At 72.3% G+C, this 18,484-nt stretch carries 19 protein-coding genes and 2 pseudogenes; 13 read left to right on the forward strand and 8 right to left on the reverse strand.

Annotated features, from left to right (window positions below; translation table 11 throughout):
* Position 1 precedes the first annotated feature (1 nt).
* Positions 2-157: pseudogene (locus P3T39_RS05295) on the reverse strand (ATP-binding cassette domain-containing protein); the annotation flags it as partial.
* 88 nt (positions 158-245) lie between these two features.
* Here P3T39_RS05295 and deoC point away from each other — a divergent pair.
* The 5 genes from deoC to P3T39_RS05320 all read left to right on the forward strand — a co-directional run bounded on the left by deoC (position 246) and on the right by P3T39_RS05320 (position 5,026).
* Complete coding sequence (gene deoC / locus P3T39_RS05300) at positions 246-1,232, forward strand: deoxyribose-phosphate aldolase (RefSeq protein ID WP_280696165.1); 987 nt, start codon at positions 246-248, stop codon at positions 1,230-1,232.
* A 4-nt stretch (positions 1,233-1,236) separates the two neighbouring features.
* The gene (locus P3T39_RS05305) at positions 1,237-2,718 is read left to right on the forward strand and encodes an aldehyde dehydrogenase family protein (protein WP_280696166.1); all 1,482 of its coding nucleotides are present in this window, start codon (positions 1,237-1,239) and stop codon (positions 2,716-2,718) included.
* Entirely contained in the window at positions 2,711-3,631 is a 921-nt protein-coding gene (locus tag P3T39_RS05310) for an aldehyde dehydrogenase family protein (RefSeq protein ID WP_280696167.1), read from the forward strand. Before P3T39_RS05305 ends, P3T39_RS05310 begins: the two co-directional genes overlap by 8 nt.
* Before the next feature lie 239 nt (positions 3,632-3,870).
* Entirely contained in the window at positions 3,871-4,269 is a 399-nt protein-coding gene (locus P3T39_RS05315) for a hypothetical protein (RefSeq protein WP_280696168.1), read from the forward strand.
* A gap of 115 nt (positions 4,270-4,384) precedes the next feature.
* On the forward strand, positions 4,385-5,026 hold the full coding sequence (locus P3T39_RS05320) for an ATP-binding protein (RefSeq protein ID WP_280696169.1): 642 nt from the start codon (positions 4,385-4,387) through the stop codon (positions 5,024-5,026).
* 84 nt (positions 5,027-5,110) lie between these two features.
* Here the strand turns inward: P3T39_RS05320 and P3T39_RS05325 are convergent, their stop codons facing one another.
* A complete protein-coding gene (locus tag P3T39_RS05325; protein ID WP_280696170.1) occupies positions 5,111-6,097 on the reverse strand; it encodes a zinc-dependent alcohol dehydrogenase family protein in 987 nt (328 codons plus the stop codon).
* A 143-nt stretch (positions 6,098-6,240) separates the two neighbouring features.
* Between P3T39_RS05325 and P3T39_RS05330 the strand changes: the two genes are divergently transcribed.
* On the forward strand, positions 6,241-7,173 hold the full coding sequence (locus P3T39_RS05330; RefSeq protein ID WP_280696171.1) for an AraC family transcriptional regulator: 933 nt from the start codon (positions 6,241-6,243) through the stop codon (positions 7,171-7,173).
* Here the strand turns inward: P3T39_RS05330 and P3T39_RS05335 are convergent.
* The gene (locus P3T39_RS05335) at positions 7,170-7,511 is read right to left on the reverse strand and encodes a hypothetical protein (protein ID WP_280696372.1); all 342 of its coding nucleotides are present in this window, start codon (positions 7,509-7,511) and stop codon (positions 7,170-7,172) included. The genes P3T39_RS05330 and P3T39_RS05335 overlap by 4 nt on opposite strands.
* Positions 7,512-7,514: 3 nt before the next feature.
* Positions 7,515-8,462: a diaminopimelate decarboxylase gene (locus tag P3T39_RS05340; RefSeq protein WP_280696172.1), complete on the reverse strand. Its 948-nt coding sequence runs from the start codon at positions 8,460-8,462 to the stop codon at positions 7,515-7,517.
* A gap of 169 nt (positions 8,463-8,631) precedes the next feature.
* Between P3T39_RS05340 and P3T39_RS05345 the strand changes: the two genes are divergently transcribed.
* Positions 8,632-9,852: a helix-turn-helix domain-containing protein gene (locus tag P3T39_RS05345; RefSeq protein WP_280696173.1), complete on the forward strand. Its 1,221-nt coding sequence runs from the start codon at positions 8,632-8,634 to the stop codon at positions 9,850-9,852.
* A 229-nt stretch (positions 9,853-10,081) separates the two neighbouring features.
* On the opposite strand, the gene P3T39_RS05350 is transcribed toward P3T39_RS05345, so the two are convergent.
* Positions 10,082-10,993: a SigE family RNA polymerase sigma factor gene (locus P3T39_RS05350; protein WP_280696174.1), complete on the reverse strand. Its 912-nt coding sequence runs from the start codon at positions 10,991-10,993 to the stop codon at positions 10,082-10,084.
* A 275-nt stretch (positions 10,994-11,268) separates the two neighbouring features.
* Between P3T39_RS05350 and P3T39_RS05355 the strand changes: the two genes are divergently transcribed.
* The 5 genes from P3T39_RS05355 (at position 11,269) to P3T39_RS05375 (ending at position 15,123) form a co-directional block, all read left to right on the forward strand.
* Complete coding sequence (locus P3T39_RS05355) at positions 11,269-11,952, forward strand: response regulator transcription factor (RefSeq protein ID WP_280696175.1); 684 nt, start codon at positions 11,269-11,271, stop codon at positions 11,950-11,952.
* 48 nt (positions 11,953-12,000) lie between these two features.
* Positions 12,001-13,551, forward strand: coding sequence for a HAMP domain-containing sensor histidine kinase (locus tag P3T39_RS05360; protein ID WP_280696176.1), 1,551 nt, complete (start codon positions 12,001-12,003; stop codon positions 13,549-13,551).
* Entirely contained in the window at positions 13,548-13,916 is a 369-nt protein-coding gene (locus P3T39_RS05365; RefSeq protein WP_280696177.1) for a hypothetical protein, read from the forward strand. The genes P3T39_RS05360 and P3T39_RS05365 overlap by 4 nt, the downstream gene beginning before the upstream one ends.
* Before the next feature lie 68 nt (positions 13,917-13,984).
* Positions 13,985-14,752 carry a VanZ family protein gene (locus P3T39_RS05370; RefSeq protein WP_280696178.1) on the forward strand — a complete coding sequence of 256 codons (768 nt, stop codon included), beginning with the start codon at positions 13,985-13,987 and terminating at the stop codon, positions 14,750-14,752.
* 188 nt (positions 14,753-14,940) lie between these two features.
* On the forward strand, positions 14,941-15,123 hold the full coding sequence (locus P3T39_RS05375) for a PspC domain-containing protein (RefSeq protein ID WP_280696179.1): 183 nt from the start codon (positions 14,941-14,943) through the stop codon (positions 15,121-15,123).
* 129 nt (positions 15,124-15,252) lie between these two features.
* On the opposite strand, the gene P3T39_RS05380 is transcribed toward P3T39_RS05375, so the two are convergent.
* Positions 15,253-15,639 (reverse strand): hypothetical protein, encoded by a 387-nt coding sequence (locus P3T39_RS05380; protein WP_280696180.1) that lies wholly within the window; start codon positions 15,637-15,639, stop codon positions 15,253-15,255.
* 229 nt (positions 15,640-15,868) lie between these two features.
* Entirely contained in the window at positions 15,869-17,017 is a 1,149-nt protein-coding gene (locus P3T39_RS05385) for an adenosine deaminase (RefSeq protein WP_280696181.1), read from the reverse strand.
* 120 nt (positions 17,018-17,137) lie between these two features.
* On the opposite strand from P3T39_RS05385, the pseudogene P3T39_RS05390 reads away from it, so the two are divergent.
* A pseudogene (locus P3T39_RS05390) lies at positions 17,138-17,431 on the forward strand (MFS transporter); the annotation flags it as partial.
* A gap of 94 nt (positions 17,432-17,525) precedes the next feature.
* Here P3T39_RS05390 and P3T39_RS05395 read toward each other — a convergent pair.
* Positions 17,526-18,479 carry a LysR family transcriptional regulator gene (locus tag P3T39_RS05395; RefSeq protein WP_280696182.1) on the reverse strand — a complete coding sequence of 318 codons (954 nt, stop codon included), beginning with the start codon at positions 18,477-18,479 and terminating at the stop codon, positions 17,526-17,528.
* Positions 18,480-18,484 lie beyond the last annotated feature (5 nt).

Here is an 18,484-nt window from a genome sequence, read left to right on the forward strand (position 1 = left end):
GGAGGCCGGCCGTGGGCTCGTCGAGGACGAGGAGTCCGGGGCGTCCGAGCAGGGCTGCGGCGAGCGAGACCCTGGCCCGCTGACGGCCGGAGAGCCCGGCGACCAGCGCGTGCGCCTGAGCGGCGAGGCCGGCCTGGGCGATCACCCGGGCGTGGTCGGCGGCATCGGCCAGGTCTCGGTCCCGCATCGAAAAGGAGCCCTCTCTAGCACGTGGCTACGCGCGTAGATATGCTGCTCTTGTGACCATGTCCACTGTTGCAGCCAACGCCCTCGGCGCTGCGGGCGGCGGCCTTCAGGACGTTGCGGCGTCCGAGGCCTCGCTCCGTCGCTTCCTGCACGGCCTGCCCGGCGTCGACGCCGTCGGCCTGGAAGCCCGCGCCGCCTCCCTCGGCACCCGTTCGATCAAGACCACGGCCAAGGCGTATGCCATTGATCTGGCCATCTCGATGATCGACCTGACCACGCTGGAAGGCGCGGACACGGTCGGCAAGGTGCGCGCACTGTGCACCAAGGCCAGGAACCCCGACCCCAGCGACCCGGGCGCCCCCCGCGTCGCCGCGATCTGCGTCTACCCGGACATGGTCGCCACCGCGAAGGCCGCGCTGGAGGGGACCGACATCCAGGTCGCCTCCGTCGCCACCGCCTTCCCCGCCGGGCGCGCCGCGCTCCCGGTCAAGCTGGCCGACACCGCCGACGCGGTCGCGGCCGGGGCCGACGAGATCGACATGGTCATCGACCGTGGCGCCTTCCTCTCCGGCCGGTACCTGGACGTCTTCAACGAGATCGTCGCCGTCAAGGAGGCGTGCAAGCGCCCGGACGGCACCGCCGCCCACCTCAAGGTGATCTTCGAGACCGGCGAGCTGCAGACGTACGACAACGTGCGCCGCGCCTCCTGGCTGGCGATGCTCGCCGGGGCCGACTTCATCAAGACCTCCACCGGCAAGGTCGCGGTCAACGCGACTCCCCCGGTGACCCTGCTGATGCTGGAAGCCGTCCGCGACTTCAAGGCGCAGACCGGCATCCAGGTCGGCGTGAAGCCCGCCGGTGGCATCAAGACCACCAAGGACGCCATGAAGTACCTGGTGATGGTCAACGAGACCCTCGGCGACGACTGGCTGACCCCGCACTGGTTCCGCTTCGGCGCCTCCAGCCTGCTCAACGACCTGCTGATGCAGCGTCAGAAGCTGACCACCGGCCGGTACTCCGGTCCCGACTACGTGACGGTGGACTGAGACCATGGCCAAGAACAACAAGAAGGCGGAAGAGACCGTGACCCCCAAGGGCCGCCTCTTCGAGTACGCCCCCGCGCCCGAGTCCCCCGCAGCCGCAGGCGACATCGCGACCTCGTACGGCCACTTCATCGGCGGCGAGTTCGTGGACTCCAGCGGCAGCGAGGCGCTGAAGACCGTCAACCCGGCCACCGAGCAGGTGCTGGCCGAGTTCGCGCAGGGCACCGACGAGGACGTCGACCGCGCGGTCGCGGCCGCGCGCAAGGCGTTCACCGACTGGTCGGCGCTGCCGGGCAGCGAGCGCGCCAAATACCTGTTCCGGATCGCCCGGATCATCCAGGAGCGCTCGCGCGAGCTGGCCGTGCTGGAGTCGATCGACAACGGCAAGCCGATCCGCGAGACCCGCGACGTCGACCTTCCGCTGGTCGCCGCGCACTTCTTCTACTACGCGGGCTGGGCCGACAAGCTCGACTACGCCGGCTACGGGGCCAACCCGAAGCCGCTGGGTGTGGCCGGCCAGGTCATCCCGTGGAACTTCCCGCTGCTGATGCTGGCCTGGAAGATCGCCCCCGCGCTCGCCACCGGCAACACCGTGGTGCTCAAGCCGGCCGAGACCACCCCGCTGACCGCGCTGCGCTTCGCCGAGATCTGCCGCCAGGCCGGTCTGCCCAAGGGCGTCGTCAACATCGTGACCGGTGACGGCCGCACCGGCGCCGCGCTCACCGCGCACCCGGACGTCAACAAGGTCGCCTTCACCGGCTCGACCCCGGTCGGCCGGGCGATCGCCAAGCAGATCGCGGGCACCCGGAAGAAGCTGTCGCTCGAACTCGGCGGCAAGGCCGCCAACATCGTCTTCGACGACGCGCCGATCGACCAGGCGGTCGAGGGCATCGTGAACGGCATCTTCTTCAACCAGGGCCACGTCTGCTGCGCGGGTTCGCGCCTGCTGGTCCAGGAGTCGATCCAGGACGAGCTGCTGGACGCCCTCAAGCGCCGGATGGCCACCCTGCGCGTCGGCGACCCGCTGGACAAGAACACCGACATCGGCGCCATCAACTCGGCCGCCCAGCTGGCCCGGATCACCGAGCTGTCCCTGGCCGGCGAGGCCGAGGGCGCCGAGCGCTGGTCCCCCGCCTGCGAACTCCCCTCCGCCGGCTACTGGTTCCGCCCGACCCTGTTCACCGGGGTCAGCCAGGCGCACCGGATCGCCCGCGAGGAGATCTTCGGCCCGGTGCTCTCGGTGCTGACCTTCCGCACGCCCACCGAGGCGGTCGAGAAGGCCAACAACACCCCGTTCGGCCTCTCGGCGGGCATCTGGACCGAGAAGGGCTCGCGCATCCTGTGGATGGCGAACCAGCTCAAGGCCGGTGTGGTCTGGGCCAACACCTTCAACAAGTTCGACCCGACCTCGCCGTTCGGCGGCTACAAGGAGTCGGGCTACGGCCGCGAGGGTGGCCGCCACGGTCTGGAGGCCTACCTCGATGTCTGACATTGCCTCGCGTCTTGATGCCCCTGCACGGATTCAGGTGAGCAAGACCTACAAGCTGTACGTCGGCGGGAAGTTCCCGCGCTCCGAGAGCGGGCGGGTGTACGAGGTGACCGACAGCAAGGGCCAGTGGCTCGCCAACGCCCCGCTCGGCACCCGCAAGGACGCCCGGGACGCCGTCGTCGCCGCCCGCGCGGCGGTGAAGGGCTGGTCGGGCACCACCGCGTACAACCGCGGCCAGGTGCTCTACCGGGTCGCGGAGATGCTCCAGGGCCGTCGCGAGCAGTTCGCCGCCGAGGTGGCCACCGCCGAGGGCATCAGCGGCAAGAAGGCCGCCGCGCTGGTGGACGCCGCGATCGACCGCTGGGTCTGGTACGCGGGCTGGACGGACAAGGTGGCGCAGATCGCGGGCGGGGCCAACCCGGTCGCCGGTCCGTACTTCAACCTCTCCACCCCCGAACCGTCCGGGGTGGTCGGCGTCGTGGCGCCGCAGTCCGGCTACGGCTTCTCCTTCCTCGGCCTGGTCTCGGCGATCGCCCCGGTGATCGCCACCGGCAACACGGTCGTGGTGGCCGCCGCCGCCGACGCTCCGCTGCCCGCGCTCTCGCTGGGCGAGGTGCTGGCCACCTCCGACCTGCCGGGCGGCGTGGTCAACGTGATCTCCGGCCGTACCGCCGACATCGCCCCCACCCTGGCCTCGCACCAGGATGTCAACGGCCTCGACCTCTCCGGTGCGATCGCCGCCGAAGGCCCCGGTTCGGCCACCGAGCTGGAGGCCGCGGCCGCCGACACGCTCAAGCGGGTGATCCGTCCGGCCCTCGACCAGGCGGCCCTGGACTGGACCAATGCGCCCGGTACCGAGCGGCTACTGTCGTTCCTGGAGACCAAGACGGTCTGGCACCCGATGGGTATCTGACCGCACCACGGACCGGCCGTCCCCAGCGCCCCTCTCCCCCAGGGGCCCGGACGTGCCGAAGACGGGCCCGCACCTCTCCCCCCTGGTGCGGGCCCGTCGCCCTCTCCGCCCGCCACCCTGCGGGGTCGGAAGCAGCCGATCGGCGGGCAACCGGGGCTGCGTCCGGGCTGTCTCTTCTGACGGATGCTCATAATCCGGATAGTTACGATCTTGTTTCTGGCGATCTCGGGGAGACAGCCGTGTGGGAGATCCTGGCCGATCCGGCCGTGACGCTGGGCAACGGGCCGTTCCGGTCGCTGCGGGTGCATCGGGCGAAGCGGCGGCTGAAGGCGGGGCTGGCGGCCCGGATTCCGTGCTCCGTCCGCTCCGAACGCCCCGGCTGGCCGACCGAGTACACCAGCGGCAGCATCCTGATCACCCCCGGCAGGCCCGCGGCAGCCTTCGGCTCGCGGGAGTACCCCTACCTGGAGTTCGCGGTCGGCGGCGAGTTCTTCGCCCCGGAGCCGGACACCTGGTACGAGCTGGACTGGGCGGCCGCCGCCTACCAGCCGCCCGGTGACGGGCCCGCCGTGAGCGTCCAGGCGTACACCGGCTATCTGGACGCCGTACGGCTGGGGCTCGGCGAAGTACGGCTCTGACGCGGTCGGAGCGCACCCGGAGCGCCCAGGAGTGCCCCGGGCGGGACGGTGCGGCGGCGGAAGTGACCGACGCCTGGTTTCGGCATGGGTGTCGGATGCGTCAGACTGGTGTCCCGTGAGTGACTCCCCGCTGAACCAGCCGTCGATACCCCGTGCCCGCGTGGTGCTGCTCTCCGGGCCCTCCGGCTCGGGCAAGTCCTCACTCGCCGCCCGGACCGGGCTGCCGGTGCTCCAGCTCGACGACTTCTACAAGGACGGCGACGACCCGACGCTGCCGCTCCTCCCGGACGGCGGGGTCGACTGGGACTCACCGCTCGCCTGGCACCGCGACCAGGCCGTGGCAACGATCCGCCGACTGGCCGACCACGGCCGCGCCGAAGTCCCGGTGTACTCGATCCCGGACAACGGCAGGGTGGGTACGCACACCCTGGACCTCGGCGGCGCCCCCGCGTTCATCGCCGAGGGCATCTTCGCCGCCGAGATCGTCGAGCAGTGCGCGGGCGAGGAGGTCCTCGGCGACGCACTCTGCCTGCGCAACCACCCGCTGACCACCGCATGGCGGCGCCTGCGGCGGGACGTCCGCGAGGGGCGTAAGTCGCTGCCGGTGCTGCTGCGGCGCGGCTGGCGGCTGATGCGTGCCGAGCACGGCATCGTGGCGCGTCAGGTCGGCCTCGGCGCGTACGCCTGCGCGGGGGCGGAGGCCGAGCGCAGGGTACGTACCGTGACGGCGGAGCGGCCCGCGGTGGTCGGCGCCTGAAGCTCCTGAAGCGAGCCGCTCCCGTGCCCCCGGGGCGGTGCAACCCATCGGCCGATTAGCGCGGCGCCCCGGTCGCCGGGGATGTCAGTGGCGGACGGTGACCACGACCTTGCCGACCTGGGAGTTGGACTCCAGGTGGCGGTGGGCCTCGGCGATGTCGTCCAGGTCGAAGGTGCGGTCGATCACCGGAGCCAGCGTTCCGGCACGCAGACCGGCGTTGATGAAGTGCTCGGCGCGGCGACGGGCTGCCCGGTCGGCGATCACGTCGCCGTGGGCGTAACCGAGGATCCGCAGACCCCAGTTGAGCGGCAGCGGGGCCGGACGCGGGTCGAGCCAGCCGTAGACGATGAGCAGGCCGCCGGGGGCGACCGCCTGGGCCACGGTCTGGAGGCCCGGACCGGCGACCGGGTCGAGGACGAACTCGGCTCCCCGTCCGTCCGTGATCTCCCGGACCCGGTCGAGCAGTTCCTCCTCGTCCAGGGCGATGACGTGCACCGCGCCCAGCTCCAGCAGCTGCTTGCGCTTCTCGGCGCTGCGGGTGACCGCGACGGGAACGGCACCGAGGTGGTTGGCGACCTGGATCGCGGCGACGCCGACGCTGCTGGACGCGGCCGTGATCAGCACGGTGTCACCGGGGCGCAGTCCGCCCCGCTCGACCAGGGCGCCGTACGCGGTGCCGTAGGACAGCCAGGAGGCGGCGCCGGTGACGGCGTCGACGGTAGCGGGCCGGCGGACCAGGTCGTCGGCGGCGATGACGACCCGGTCTCCGTACACGCCGTTGCGGCTCATGTCGCCGAGCCCTGCGGTGATGACCGGGTCGCCGGGTGCGAAGCCGGTGACGCCCTCGCCGGCGGCGAGGATCTCACCGGCGGCCTCGTAGCCGAGCCGGGAGCCGGGCAGGGTCGCCTGGTAGTAGTAGCCGCCCGAACGGAACAGCGCCTCGGCGCGGTTCAGTCCGAGCGCATCGACCCGGACCAGCACCTCGCCGGGCCCCGGCTCGCCGAGCTCGACCTCGACGATGCGCAGCACCTCGGGGCCGCCGATCTCGTCGAACACAACCGTCTTGGCCATGGTGGATCCCCCAGAGATATATGACGCCCCATCAGTTGCGGTGCGCCGTTGACCCCTTCACCGTACGAAGGCCGGGGCATGGACGCCCATGCCACAGACGCTCGTGATCATGTCCGATCGTCCACCCCGATACGCTGCCGGACATGGACGTACTGAGCGACGCGATCACCGCGATGCGCACGGGCCAGCCGCACGCGGGCCGGTCGCGCAGGTTCAGCCCGTGGGGCATCCGCTTTCCGGCCTCCGAGGGCACCGGGGTGCACGTGGTGCTCCAGGGATCGTGCTGGCTGCTGCCTGCGGACGACTCCGAGCCGGTGCAGCTCGGTACCGGCGATGTGGTGCTGCTGCCGCGCGGCGGCAGGTACGGCCTTGCCGACCGGCCGGACACTCCACTGGAGGAGGTGGAACTGCAACCCGACGGCAGCCTGCCCATACAGCCGGACCGGCCGGAGGGAAGCGGGGTTTCCACCCAACTTCTCTGCGGTGCCTACCAGTTGAACCAGGTCCGGGCTCACCCGCTGCTGGCCGGACTGCCGTCGACGCTCCACCTGCCCGCCCGGGTCGGCCATCACCCGGGGCTGCGCGCGGTGGTCGATCTGCTCGGCAGCGAGGCGACCGACCGCAGGCCGGGTTCGGACGCCGCTGTCCCCGCACTGCTCGACACGCTGCTGCTCCTCGTCCTGCGGGCCTGGTTCGAGGAGGAGTCCAACCGGTGCGCCGCCGGCTGGGCGGCAGCACTGGGCGATCCGGCCGTCGCCTCGGCGCTGCGCGACATCCACGGCGACCCGGCCCGCCTGTGGACGGTCGAGGAGCTGGCCGCCAGGGCGGGACTCTCCCGGGCCGCCTTCGCCCGACGGTTCGCCGCCCTGGTCGGGCAGCCGCCGCTGGGCTACCTCACCTGGTGGCGGATGACCACGGCCGGCCGGCTGCTGCGCGCGGACGACGCTCCGCTGCGGGTGGTGTCCCGACAGACGGGCTACACCTCGGAGTTCGCCTTCGCCAAGGCGTTCAAGCGGGAGTACGGTCTCTCCCCCGGCCAGTACCGCGAGCGGCACCGGCCGGGCAGAGCGGGCTAGGAGAGGTCGCGCCGCATCAGGTCCTCGTAGGTCTCACGCCGCACGACCGCCCGCGAACCTCCCTCGCCGCAGAAGACCACCGGGGGGCGACGGGCGCCGTTGTAGTTGTTGCTGAGCGAGTACGTGTAGGCGCCGGTGGCCGGGACGGCGATCAGGTCACCGGGGCTCGGGTTGCGCAGCAGGACGCCGGCGCTGAGCGTGTCACCGGACTCGCAGTGGCGGCCGACCAGGCGGCAGGGCAGGCCACCGCCGACCCGGGTGGCGACCGTGGCCTCGAACCGCTGGGCGTACAGGGAGACTTCGAGGTTGTCGCCCATACCGCCGTCGACCGCGACGATCGGCTACTCGCCGTCCTTGACCGTCACCACCCGGTAGAGCGAGACCCCGGTCCCGGCGACCAGCGAACGTCCCGGCTCGATGAGGAGACGGGCCTCGGCGGGCAGGACCCGTCGGGCGGTGTCGACCAGCGCGTCCAGGTAGTGCTCGATGCTCGGCGGCCGGTCCTGGTAGGTGTAGCGGGCGCCGAGGCCGCCGCCGAAGTCGTACACCGCGAACTCGCCGAGCCCGGCGACCGCCTCCACCGCACGGACGAACGGCTCGGTCCGGAGGATCTGCGAGCCGACATGCACATGGACGCCGTCCAGCCGCAGCCGGTCGCTGCCGCGCAGCCGGGCGATCGCCTCCCGCGCCTGCGGCACCGGCAGCCCGAACTTCGATCCGGCCTGGCCGGTGGAGACCGCCGCGTGGGTGTCGGGGCGGATGTCGGGGGTGACCCTGACCAGCACGCCCTGGTCGTGCTCGGGGTGGTCGGCGAGGATCTTCTCCAGCCGGTCGATGTCGTCGAAGTTGTCGACGACGATCAGCCCGGCGCCCGCCGTCACCGCCAGCCGCAGCTCCTCCTCGGTCTTGGCGTTGCCGTGGACGACGAGTGTGGCCGGATCGGCCCCGGCGGCCAGGGCCAGGGTCAGTTCGCCGCCGCCGGCCACGTCCATGCCGAGGCCCTCCTTGGCCAGCAGCCGGTACACGGCGGTGCAGGGGAACGCCTTGGAAGCGAAGGCCACCCGCGAGTTCGGCCACCGTGCCGCCAGCCCGTCGGCGTAACGGCGGGCGCGGGTACGCAGGGCCACCTCGTCCACCAGCAGCGCCGGGGTGCCGTACTGCTCGGCCAGTTCGCTCGCCCGGCACCCGCCGATCAGCAACTCGCCGCCCTCGGCGACGGTCGTGCCCTGCGGGAACAGGCCCAACAGCCGGTTCTGGGCGGTTGCGGGCGTGACGGCGCCGAGGGTCATGCTGCCTCTCCCGGTTCGTTGACGGTACGGGCCCGTGGGCAAGGACCCTGACGGACGTTGCCCGCACGCTGTTGCGATCGGTGCATCCGTGCCATGGTGCGCGACGCACGAGCAGCCGGTCTCTGGCGAAATCGCCTAATGTTCGGACATGGAGGCAACGGAATCGCCAATGCTCGACGGCACGAGCGAGGAGCTGTTCGCCCTCGCCAACGCCGTGGCCGCGGTCGTCGGCGGCCCGGTGGCCGTCGAGGACCTGGACCGCCGGGTGCTCGCCTACTCCTCGTTGCCCGACCAGCCGATGGACGAGCTGCGCCGCCGGGGCATCCTGGAGCGCCGGGTGCCGGAGGGAGCCGAGCCGCCGGCACTGCACCGCCAGTACCGGGAGGTGCTGGCCGCCCCCGGGGTGCTCCGGCTGCCGCCGCTGGCCGAGGACGAACTGCCGCGGGCCGCCGTCGCGATCCGGGCCGGGGACCTGCCGCTCGGCACCCTCTGGGCGATCGAGGGCCCCGACGGACTGGACCCGCCCGGAGAACGGGCGCTGCTGGACGGCGCCCGGCTCGCCGCCCTGCACATGCTGCGCCGCCGCAGCGCCGCCGAACTCGATCTGCACGCCCGCGAGGAGGCGCTGCGCGGCGCGCTCAGCGGGCACTGGTCACCGGCGGAGGTCCGCTTCCGGCTCGGCCTCTCTGACCGTACCCGGCCGGTGACACTGCTCGGGCTGGCGGCGCTGTGCCTGCCGGACCAGGAGCCGCCGGCCATCACCAGGATCGCCGCCGTCGCCGCCCGGCACTGGGCGGCCGTCCACGCGGAGGCGGCCATCACCGCACTCGGCCGGACGGTGTACGTCCTGCTGCCCGAGCTCGAACCGGCCGCCGTGCGGCGGCTGGCTGAACAGGCCGTGGCCACCATCGGCCAGTCGCTGCTCAGACCGCGCGACGAGCCGGTCACCACCGCGCTGCGGGCCGCGATCAGCCGTCCCGCCGAGGAGTTGACCGAGCTGACCGACCTGCGCGCCGAGGTCGACGACATCCTCCGCGTGACCACCTGCGACCAGCAGGCTCCGGCCGTCGCGGATCTGACACAGACCCATGCGCGCGTCCTGCTGGCACACTTCGCCGACGAGCTGGCCCGGCTCCCGAGGCTGCGCCACCCGGGCATCGCCGCCATGGTCGAGCACGACCGCACCCAGCACACCGACTACGCGGCCACCGTCACCGCCTGGCTGGACGCCGTCGGCAACGTCGGGCAGGCGGCCGAGCGGCTCTCGGTGCACCCGAACACGCTCAAGTACCGGCTGCGCCGCGCCCGGGAGCTGTTCGGCCTCGACCTGGACCACCCGGACGACCGGCTCTCCTGCTGGCTCCAACTACGCGTCCAGCAACGGCAGTAAGCCCTCGGGGGCAAGGGGCAAGCTCAAGGGGCGCAAGCATCCAGGGGCGCAAGCCTCACGGCTCGCGCCCCTGGCAAGGTTCGCTGCGCACAGCGCAAGGCCCGGTGCCTCTCCCCGGCACCGGGCCTTGCGCTGGGTCGGATCCCGGGAGCCCCCCGTCGGTCGCCGCTCCCCCGAGCCGACGTCCGCGCCCCTGAATCTGCCCCACCCGTCCCCCGACGGGAGTCTGTCAGGCGACGAGCTCCCCGAACGCGAGCACGGTGTCACCCGTGCGGTTCAGCTGCTCGTCGTCCCGCAGCCGGCGCAGCGCGCGCCAGATGCTGCTCTTCACCGTGCCGACGCTGATGCCGAGGATGTCGGCGATCTCGGGGTCGGTGCGGCCCTCGTAGTAGCGGAGCACCAGCATGGTGCGCTGGTTCTCCGGCAGCTTGGCCAGCGCCTGCCAGAGCACGGCGCGCAGCTCGGTGCCGCCCATCGCGTCGGTGTCGCCGACCGTCTCCGGCAGCTCCTCGGTCGGGTACTCGTTGACCTTGCGGCGCCGCCAGGCGGAGATGTGCAGGTTGGTCATGGTGCGGCGGAGGTAGCCGCCGACCGCCGCCTTGTCGGTGATCCGGCCCCAGGCGCGGTAGGTGCTGAAGAGCGCGCTCTGCAGCAGGTCCTCGGCCTCGTGGCGGTCGCCGGTGAGGTGGTAGGCGGTGGCGTAGAGCGAGGCGCGGCGCTCGCGGACGTAGGCGGTGAACTCGGTGATGTGGTCGTCGCCGGTCGCCTCGGCCTGGTCGGTGGACGTCAGCCGCAGCAGCGTCGCACCGGCGGCCGCGCGGCCGGCCGGCTCCCCCGAACCGCGACCGGCCGCAGGGCCGTTGCCGCTCTCCTGGCCCTCCACGCGGACGGGGAGGACTCCCCGCAGCGTGAGGGTCGAGGCGGAGTCGGCCGGAATCCCCCGGCGGCCGATCCCGTGCAGCTCCCCCGTCCTGCTCCCACCGGCAATGCGGCGGGCTCCGGTGCTGTGTGCGCACCCCCGTACGATCACGGCACCGGACGACTCGTCGGTGCGAACCTCGAAGCGCGTCCTGGCGGCGACTGCCGATGAACGCGCGTTGCGGACGGCCGCGGTGCTGCGGGTCTTGAGCGTGGCGTTCATCGTGACACCCCCATGGTCGGTACGAGCGGTTCGCTGTCCGCCGCCGCACTGCCGGCCGTTCGGGCCGGGCGTTGTTGCGGCGACAGAGAAAATCTTGCCCGCCGGTCGTCATGGCGCTGTCCGTCGACTGTCACAGGGCTGTCACAGCGGCCGGGACTTTGGTCCACATCTCCTCCGCACCAGCCGGGACGCCTGAGAGCCCGATTCCGGTTCCCGTGATGGGCGGGCGTGACACAGTGGGTGATTCGCTGCGCCGAGTGGGCCAGAATGAGCCCGTGCCTTACCTCCTTCTGATCGAGGACGACGACGCCATCCGGACCGGCCTCGAACTCGCCCTCACCCGCCAGGGTCACCGCGTAGTCACGGCCGCCTCCGGCGAGGACGGTCTGAAGCTCTTCAAGGAGCAGCGTCCGGATCTGATCGTGCTCGACGTGATGCTGCCCGGCATCGACGGATTCGAGGTCTGCCGGCGGATCCGCCGTACCGACCAGCTGCCGATCATCCTGCTGACCGCGCGCTCGGACGACATCGACGTGGTGGTCGGGCTGGAGTCCGGCGCGGACGACTATGTGGTGAAACCGGTGCAGCCCCGGGTGCTCGACGCCCGGATCCGCGCCGTGCTGCGGCGCGGCGAGCGGGAGAGCTCGGACTCCTCCGTGTACGGCAGCGTGGTGATCGACCGCTCGGCGATGACCGTCACCAAGGACGGCCAGGACCTCCAACTGACCCCCACCGAGCTGCGGTTGCTGCTCGAACTGAGCCGCAGACCCGGTCAGGCGCTGTCCCGCCAGCAGCTGCTGCGCCTGGTCTGGGAGCACGACTACCTGGGCGACTCCCGACTGGTGGACGCCTGCGTGCAACGACTGCGGGCCAAGGTGGAGGATGTGCCCTCGGCACCGACACTGATCCGCACGGTGCGCGGCGTGGGCTACCGTCTGGACCCACCGTCACAGCTCTGACCCAGCACCGGCGGCCCAGCCCTGAACGACCATTGGTGAGAATCCCTGTTGACTGTTGACCCTCATACCTCGCGCCGTCCGCGCCCCTGGCGGTGGCGACAGCTGCGTTCGCTGCGGGTACGGCTGATCGCGGTGTTCGCCGTCGTCGCGCTGACCACCGCCGTCTCGGCCTCCGGCATCGCCTACTGGCTCAACCGCGATGCGGTGCTCAAGCGTGCCCAGGACACCGCGCTCAGGGACTTCCGGGTCTCGCTCACCCGCAACGTCTCCGACCTGCCGCTGAACGCCAGCTGTCCGCAACTGACCAACCTGGCCGATCTGGTCGCCACCTCCGGCCTCAACTACCAGGTGGTGGTGACCGACGAGAGCCAGCCCGACTGCACCGCCTCCTCGGACCCGTCGCACTTCACCCTCGCCCAGGTGCCGCAGGCACTGCGCACCACGGTCGCCAAGCCGCGCGAGGTCGGCTCGGGCAACGCGTACCCGTACCACCTGTACTGGCAGCGGGTGAACCTGGACGGCAAGCCGTACGTGGTCGGCGGGACGAAGGTGGTGCCGACCGGGCCGACGGCGTACATGTTCAAGTCGCTGGAGAACGAGCGGGCCGACCTCAACACGCTGGGCTGGTCACTGGCGATCGCCACCCTGCTCGCGCTGATCGGCTCCGCGCTGCTGGCGCAGGCCGCCTCGGCAACGGTACTGCGGCCGGTGAAGCGGCTCGCCGAGGCGGCGCTGCGGCTCGGCGAGGGCAAGCTGGACACCCGGCTCGACGTCGAGGGCGGCGATGAACTCGCCGACCTGGCGAGGACGTTCAACCGGGCGGCGGAGTCACTGTCCGAGCAGGTCGAGGAGTTGAGCGCGCGCGAGGCGCAGAGCCGGCGCTTCGTCGCCGACATGTCGCACGAACTGCGCACCCCGCTCACCGCGATGACGGCGGTGACGGACATCCTGGAGGACGAGGCCGAGTCGCTGGACCCGATGATCGAGCCGGCCGTCCGGCTGGTGGTCAGCGAGACCCGTAGGCTCTCCGACCTGGTCGAGAACCTGATGGAGGTGACCCGCTTCGACGCGGGCACCGCCAAGCTGGTCGCCGACGAGGTGGACATCGCCGACCTGATCATGTCCTGCATCGACGGCCGGGCCTGGTATGACGCGGTCGAGGTGGACGCCCCGCGCGGGATTCTCGCGGTGGTGGACCCGCGCCGCCTGGACGTGGTCTTCGCCAACCTGATCGGCAACGCGCTCAAGCACGGCGGCTCGCCGGTGCGGGTGAAGGTCCGCCAGGACGACGAGTCCGTGGTGGTGGAGGTGTCCGACAGCGGCCCCGGTATCCCCGAGGACGTCCTGCCGCATGTCTTCGACCGCTTCTACAAGGCCGACAAGGGCCGTGCCCGCTCCGAGGGCAGCGGGCTCGGGCTGTCCATCGCGATGGCGAACGCGCAGATCCACGGCGGCACCATCACCGCGGCCAACGGCGAGGTCGGCGCGGTGTTCACGCTGACCCTGCCACTCACCCCGGCCGACCCGACGGCCCCTGCCCCGGATAGGCCCTCGACCGGGCAGCAGGCCAAGGCGGCCGATCAGGAAGGTGTCCAGTGAACGTACGCAGGACCGCGGCCGCGGCCGCACTGCTGGCCGCCGCCCTGGCGGCCGCGACGGGCTGCGGCATCCGGCCGACCACCGTTCCCGTGGACGCGGGCGCGCCGGCCAGCCGGACGTCCTGCCCGACCCCGGAGAGCGTCCCGACGGCGATCCTGGCCCCCACGCCGTCGCCGACCGTCGCCCCGGTGCCTTCGACACCACCGGGATACCCGACGGCCGCGCGCTCCCCCGGGTATCCGGGCAGGTCTGCGCCGGCAACGGCGCCCGGCACGCCCGCTCCGGCGAGTGTGGCCCCCTCGGCGAAGGCGCCGAACAGCGTGTTCAGCGCCGTCCCCTCACCGGGAGCGTCCCGCTGCTCATGAAAGGCTTAACCGAATCCCGCGGGCAAGGGTCCGGAACCACGGACGGCAGACCGGGCGTCCTCACCGGCGTGCAGCGAGATGGCACCACCACGCGCCACGAGCGCGGAACCGGCGTGCAGGCCGGGGGCGGCCCCACCGACAGGGTGTACGCTCCGCCACCCGCGCCGGACTCCTCACAGTCCGCGCTCTCCCGGCCGCCGGAGGACGGACGGCCTGAGGAGCCACCGCCACCCGAACCCCTCCCCGAGGTCTCGCTGCCGGTACGCAGGCTCGGGCTGAGCCTGCTCACCGCGTACCTGGTGATTGCCGGGTGGTTCATCCTCCGTCCGCTGGCGGTCGGCTGGACGGCGCCGGCCAATCTGACGCCCTTCGCCTCGGTCGACCAGGCCATGGCCATCGGCGGTCTCGCGGGCGCTCGGCAGCTGGCCGCCGGACTGCTGCCGCTGGCGCCGCTCGGCATCCTGCTGCCGCTGGCCGGTGGGCGGCTGCGGATCGGCTGGCTGCCGTCCTTCCTGCACACCGTGGGCGGCTCGGCGCTGCTGGCCACCGCCCTGGAGATCCTCAAGGGCTGGACGCCGGGGCACGTCCTGGACGTCGACAACATCCTGCTGGGGACGCTCGGCGTCGCGGCCACCCATCTGACCTTCGTCCCGGCCGGCCGGACCCGCCTTCGCACCCGGGCCACCGCGGCGCCTGTGCCCCGGGCACCCGCGCCGCCCGCTCCGTCCCTTGCCGAGCCCGACCCGGCACCAGCACCGGCCGGCCACGTTCCGGCGCCCGTGGCCCCTGCGGCGAAGCCGTACAGCCTGGCGGCGGCCCCGGCCGAACCGCGCTGAGCCCGCACGCAGCACGGTTCTCAGGGGTCGTCCCTGAGCCGACCCCTAGGTCCGGCTACGCCGCCCCGGTGAGAGCTCAGGGGACGGGATCGCCACTGGGGCTGACGCCTGGAGCCCGTCGAAATCCGAAGATTGAGACATGCCCGCCGGAGGGACCGGATCGGGACAGAAGACTTCGGAGAGCTTCCATGAGCAGGCTTGCCCGCCCTCGCCACAACCGCGTCATCGCCGGCGTCTGCGCCGGGATCGCCAACCGCTTCGGTCTCTCCCCCTGGACCGTCCGCATACTCTTCCTGGCGTCCTGCCTGCTGCCCGGCCCGCAGTTCCTGATCTACCTGGCACTGTGGCTGCTGCTGCCCCAGGAGCCGTGAGCCTTCGGGGAAGGCCCGCACGGCACGACAACGCCCCGAAGGGCCGCCCTGGATCGGCGGCCCTTCGGGGCGTTCGGGCGTGCGACGTGCCCGGGTCGGTACCGCGCCGTGCTCACACGGCCCGGCGGCTCAGCCGCCGAGGCCGGGAACGCCGGGCACGCCGCCACCGAGCGCGCCGGTGAGGGCACCGGCACCGGGGACGTTGCCCAGCGCGCCGGTGACCGGGTTGCCACCGCGCAGAGCACGGGTGGCCGCATCCGGAGCCGCGTCGGCGGCGGGGGCCAGGGCGTTGGCGACACCGGGGTTGAGGGTGCCGACCGTCTCGGTGACCCCGTCGCCGCCCGGCAGCTTGTTGACGGCGCCGCCGGCCGCACCGGTCAGTGCCTCGGTGTGGTTCAGCGCGCTGACCGGGGTCCCGAACCCACCGCCGGTGGCAGCGGACGCCGAACCCGCAGCCGCCGCGATCGCAATGCCGAGCGCCGCAGTTCCGGCAGCCTTCAGGGTGGCCTGCTTCATGAGTTGGTCCTCAAGTCCTCGTCGGTGGCCGGTGTGCGGGCACGCCCGGGGGACGCCTGCCGCTACACCGTGTCAACAGTGACTGGCACACCGTAGTGACTTGACTCCGTGAGGCACAACGACCGTTAACTCACAGGAGTGAGTAGTCGGATGAACGCGGGGCCCCGGCGACGGTCCCGCGCCCATCCGACGACTGTCCGGGCGCTCGGGGCGCCCGCTCGGTCAAGCCTCAGACGACCGGGCTGAACAGCCACTCCGCCTTGAGCTCGGCATACCCGGGCTTGATCACGTCGTTGATCATCGCGAGCCGCTCGTCGAACGGGAGGAACGCCGACTTCATCGCGTTGACGGTGAACCACTCCATGTCGCCCAGGGTGTAGCCGAACGCCTCGACCAGGTGCCCGAACTCGCGGCTCATGCTGGTGCCGCTCATCAGCCGGTTGTCGGTGTTGACCGTGACCCGGAACTTCAGCCGGCTCAGCAGGCCGATCGGGTGCTCGGCGTACGAAGTCGCGGCCGCCGTCTGCAGGTTGGAGGTCGGGCACATCTCCAGCGGGACGCGCTTGTCGCGCACGTACGCGGCCAGGCGGCCCAGCTCGACGCGGCCGTCCTCGTGGACGGTGATGTCGTCGATGATGCGCACGCCGTGGCCGAGCCGGTCGGCGCCGCAGCACTGCAGGGCCTCCCAGATCGAGGGCAGACCGAACGCCTCACCGGCGTGGATGGTGAAGTGGTTGTTCTCGCCCTTGAGGTAGTCGAAGGCGGCCTGGTGACGGGTGGGAGGGTAGCCGGCCTCGGCACCGGCGATGTCGAACCCGACCACGCCCTGGTCGCGGAAACGGTTGGCCAGCTCGGCGATCTCCTGCGAGCGGGCGGCGTGGCGCATCGCGGTGAGCAGTGCGCCGACCCGGATCCGGTGGCCGTTGGTCCGGGCCTTGGCCTCGCCGAGGCGGAAGCCCTCGTTGACCGCCTCGACGACCTCGTCGAGGGTGAGGCCGGCCTCCAGGTGCTGCTCGGGGGCGTAGCGGACCTCGGCGTACACGACGCCGTCGGCGGCCAGGTCCTCGGCACAGTCGGCGGCGACCCGGATCAGCGCCTCACGGGTCTGCATCACGGCGCAGGTGTGGGCGAAGGTCTCCAGGTAGCGAACCAGCGAGCCGGAGTCGGCGGCCTCGCGGAACCAGTCCCCGAGCTCGGCCGGGTCGGTGGTGGGGAGCCCCTCGTAGCCGCAGGCGGCGGCCAGTTCGACGATGGTCTGGGGGCGCAGCCCGCCGTCGAGGTGGTCGTGCAGGAGCACCTTCGGGGCACGGGCGATCTGGTCGGCGGTGGGAATGCGGGGGCCTGTGGTGCCCGCAGTGGCAGGGATCTGCTTCTCCATTGCGGGAGTGTAGCCCCTACGCGCGTAGATTGACCACGTCGATCACCGGCCGGTCGCGCCGTCGCGCACCGAGTTCCACCGGGTGGCCCAACGCGCCTGCGCCGGCCCCCGCCCGGGCCCGTCACCGCGCACAACCGGATCGCGGCCGCCGTGACCGTGACGCCGCTCGGCGCGTTCGGCTTCGCCACCGTGCCGCCACTGCAGAAGCGCGTACTCGACCAGACCGCCGAGGCGCCCACCCTGGCCTCCGCAGTCAACATCGGCGCGTTCAACCTGGGCAACGCCCTGGCCGCCTGGCTCGGCGGCCTGGTCATCAGCGCCGGGTACGGCTACACCGTCCCCAATCTGGTCGGCGCGGCAATGACAGCCGCCGCTCTCGCCCTCGCCATCCTGTCGGCCGCCCTCGAACGCCGCCCCCCACCAGACCACGCCCGCCACCGCCTCCCCGGTCACCCACCCCTGAAGGGCAAGTCCTCGCGTGCCACGGGAAGCCGCGCAGTCGCCCGGGCTAGTCGTGGTCCAGCAGCCGCCCGCGTCGGGACAGGACGAAGTCCCGGAACGCCGCCACCGGTGGCGTCAGCGGGCGGCCGGTCACCCAGGCGAGGCCGATCGCCCGGCGGGTCCTGGGGGCGGTCACCTCCAGCTCGACCACCCCCGGGCGCGGTACCAGCGCGGGCGGCAGCAGCGCCACCCCGAGCCCGGCCGCGACCAGCCCGCGCAGGGTCTCCGCCTCCTCGCCCTCGAAGGCGACCCGGGGCGTGAACCCGGCCTCCGCGCAGAACCCGTCCGTGATCACGCGCAGCCCGTACCCCTCCTCGACCGCGACGAACGGCTCGTCCGCCACCTCGGCCAGCCGGATCCGCCGCCGCCCGGCGAGGCGGTGGTCGGCAGGGACGACCAGGTACAGGCGCTGCTCGTCCAGCGGGCGGGCCGTCAGATCGGATGCGTCCGGCAGCGGCGCGACCAGGCACAGGTCCAACTCGCCCGCGCGCAGCCGCTCCAGCATCGCCGCGACATAGTCCTGCACCAGCTGGAACCGCACCTGTGGATGCTCCGCCCGAAAGCCCCGCAGCAGCGCGGGCACCGCGTCCGTCCCCATGGTGTGCAGAAAGCCGAACGCCACCCGGCCGGCCACCGGGTCCGCCTCCGCGCGGGCCTGTTCCGCCCCGCGCTCCAGCTCGGCCAGTGCCCGCTCGACCGAGCCGAGCAGCAGGCGGCCCGCCCTGGTCAGCCGCACCGTACGGCCCTGCCTGGCCAGCAGGTCCACGCCGAGCTCGGCCTCCAGCCTGGCCACCGCACGGGAGAGCGTCGGCTGCGGCATGCCCAGCAACTGCGCCGCCTGCGTCACATGCTCCAGCCGGGCCACGGCCGCGAACTGCGCCAGCTGCGGCGCCAACTGGAGGGCGGACGAGTCCTGGCCCAGGTCGGCGAGGTGCAGGGGCTGCGAGCTGCTCTCATACATCACAG

The sequence above is a fragment of the Kitasatospora sp. GP82 genome (genome assembly GCF_029892105.1).
Classification (GTDB): domain Bacteria; phylum Actinomycetota; class Actinomycetes; order Streptomycetales; family Streptomycetaceae; genus Kitasatospora.

What these genes read in the sequence shown, in the direction of transcription:
- P3T39_RS05385 (WP_280696181.1), bottom strand. Translation starts at nt 17,017, where the DNA reads ATGGAGAAGCAGATCCCTGCCACTGCGGGCACCACAGGCCCCCGCATT.
- P3T39_RS05350 (WP_280696174.1), bottom strand. Translation starts at nt 10,993, where the DNA reads ATGAACGCCACGCTCAAGACCCGCAGCACCGCGGCCGTCCGCAACGCG.
- P3T39_RS05345 (WP_280696173.1), top strand. Translation starts at nt 8,632, where the DNA reads ATGCTCGACGGCACGAGCGAGGAGCTGTTCGCCCTCGCCAACGCCGTG.
- P3T39_RS05310 (WP_280696167.1), top strand. Translation starts at nt 2,711, where the DNA reads ATGTCTGACATTGCCTCGCGTCTTGATGCCCCTGCACGGATTCAGGTG.
- P3T39_RS05380 (WP_280696180.1), bottom strand. Translation starts at nt 15,639, where the DNA reads ATGAAGCAGGCCACCCTGAAGGCTGCCGGAACTGCGGCGCTCGGCATT.
- P3T39_RS05305 (WP_280696166.1), top strand. Translation starts at nt 1,237, where the DNA reads ATGGCCAAGAACAACAAGAAGGCGGAAGAGACCGTGACCCCCAAGGGC.
- P3T39_RS05325 (WP_280696170.1), bottom strand. Translation starts at nt 6,097, where the DNA reads ATGGCCAAGACGGTTGTGTTCGACGAGATCGGCGGCCCCGAGGTGCTG.
- deoC (WP_280696165.1), top strand. Translation starts at nt 246, where the DNA reads ATGTCCACTGTTGCAGCCAACGCCCTCGGCGCTGCGGGCGGCGGCCTT.
- P3T39_RS05340 (WP_280696172.1), bottom strand. Translation starts at nt 8,462, where the DNA reads ATGACCCTCGGCGCCGTCACGCCCGCAACCGCCCAGAACCGGCTGTTG.
- P3T39_RS05395 (WP_280696182.1), bottom strand. Translation starts at nt 18,479, where the DNA reads ATGTATGAGAGCAGCTCGCAGCCCCTGCACCTCGCCGACCTGGGCCAG.
- P3T39_RS05330 (WP_280696171.1), top strand. Translation starts at nt 6,241, where the DNA reads ATGGACGTACTGAGCGACGCGATCACCGCGATGCGCACGGGCCAGCCG.
- P3T39_RS05375 (WP_280696179.1), top strand. Translation starts at nt 14,941, where the DNA reads ATGAGCAGGCTTGCCCGCCCTCGCCACAACCGCGTCATCGCCGGCGTC.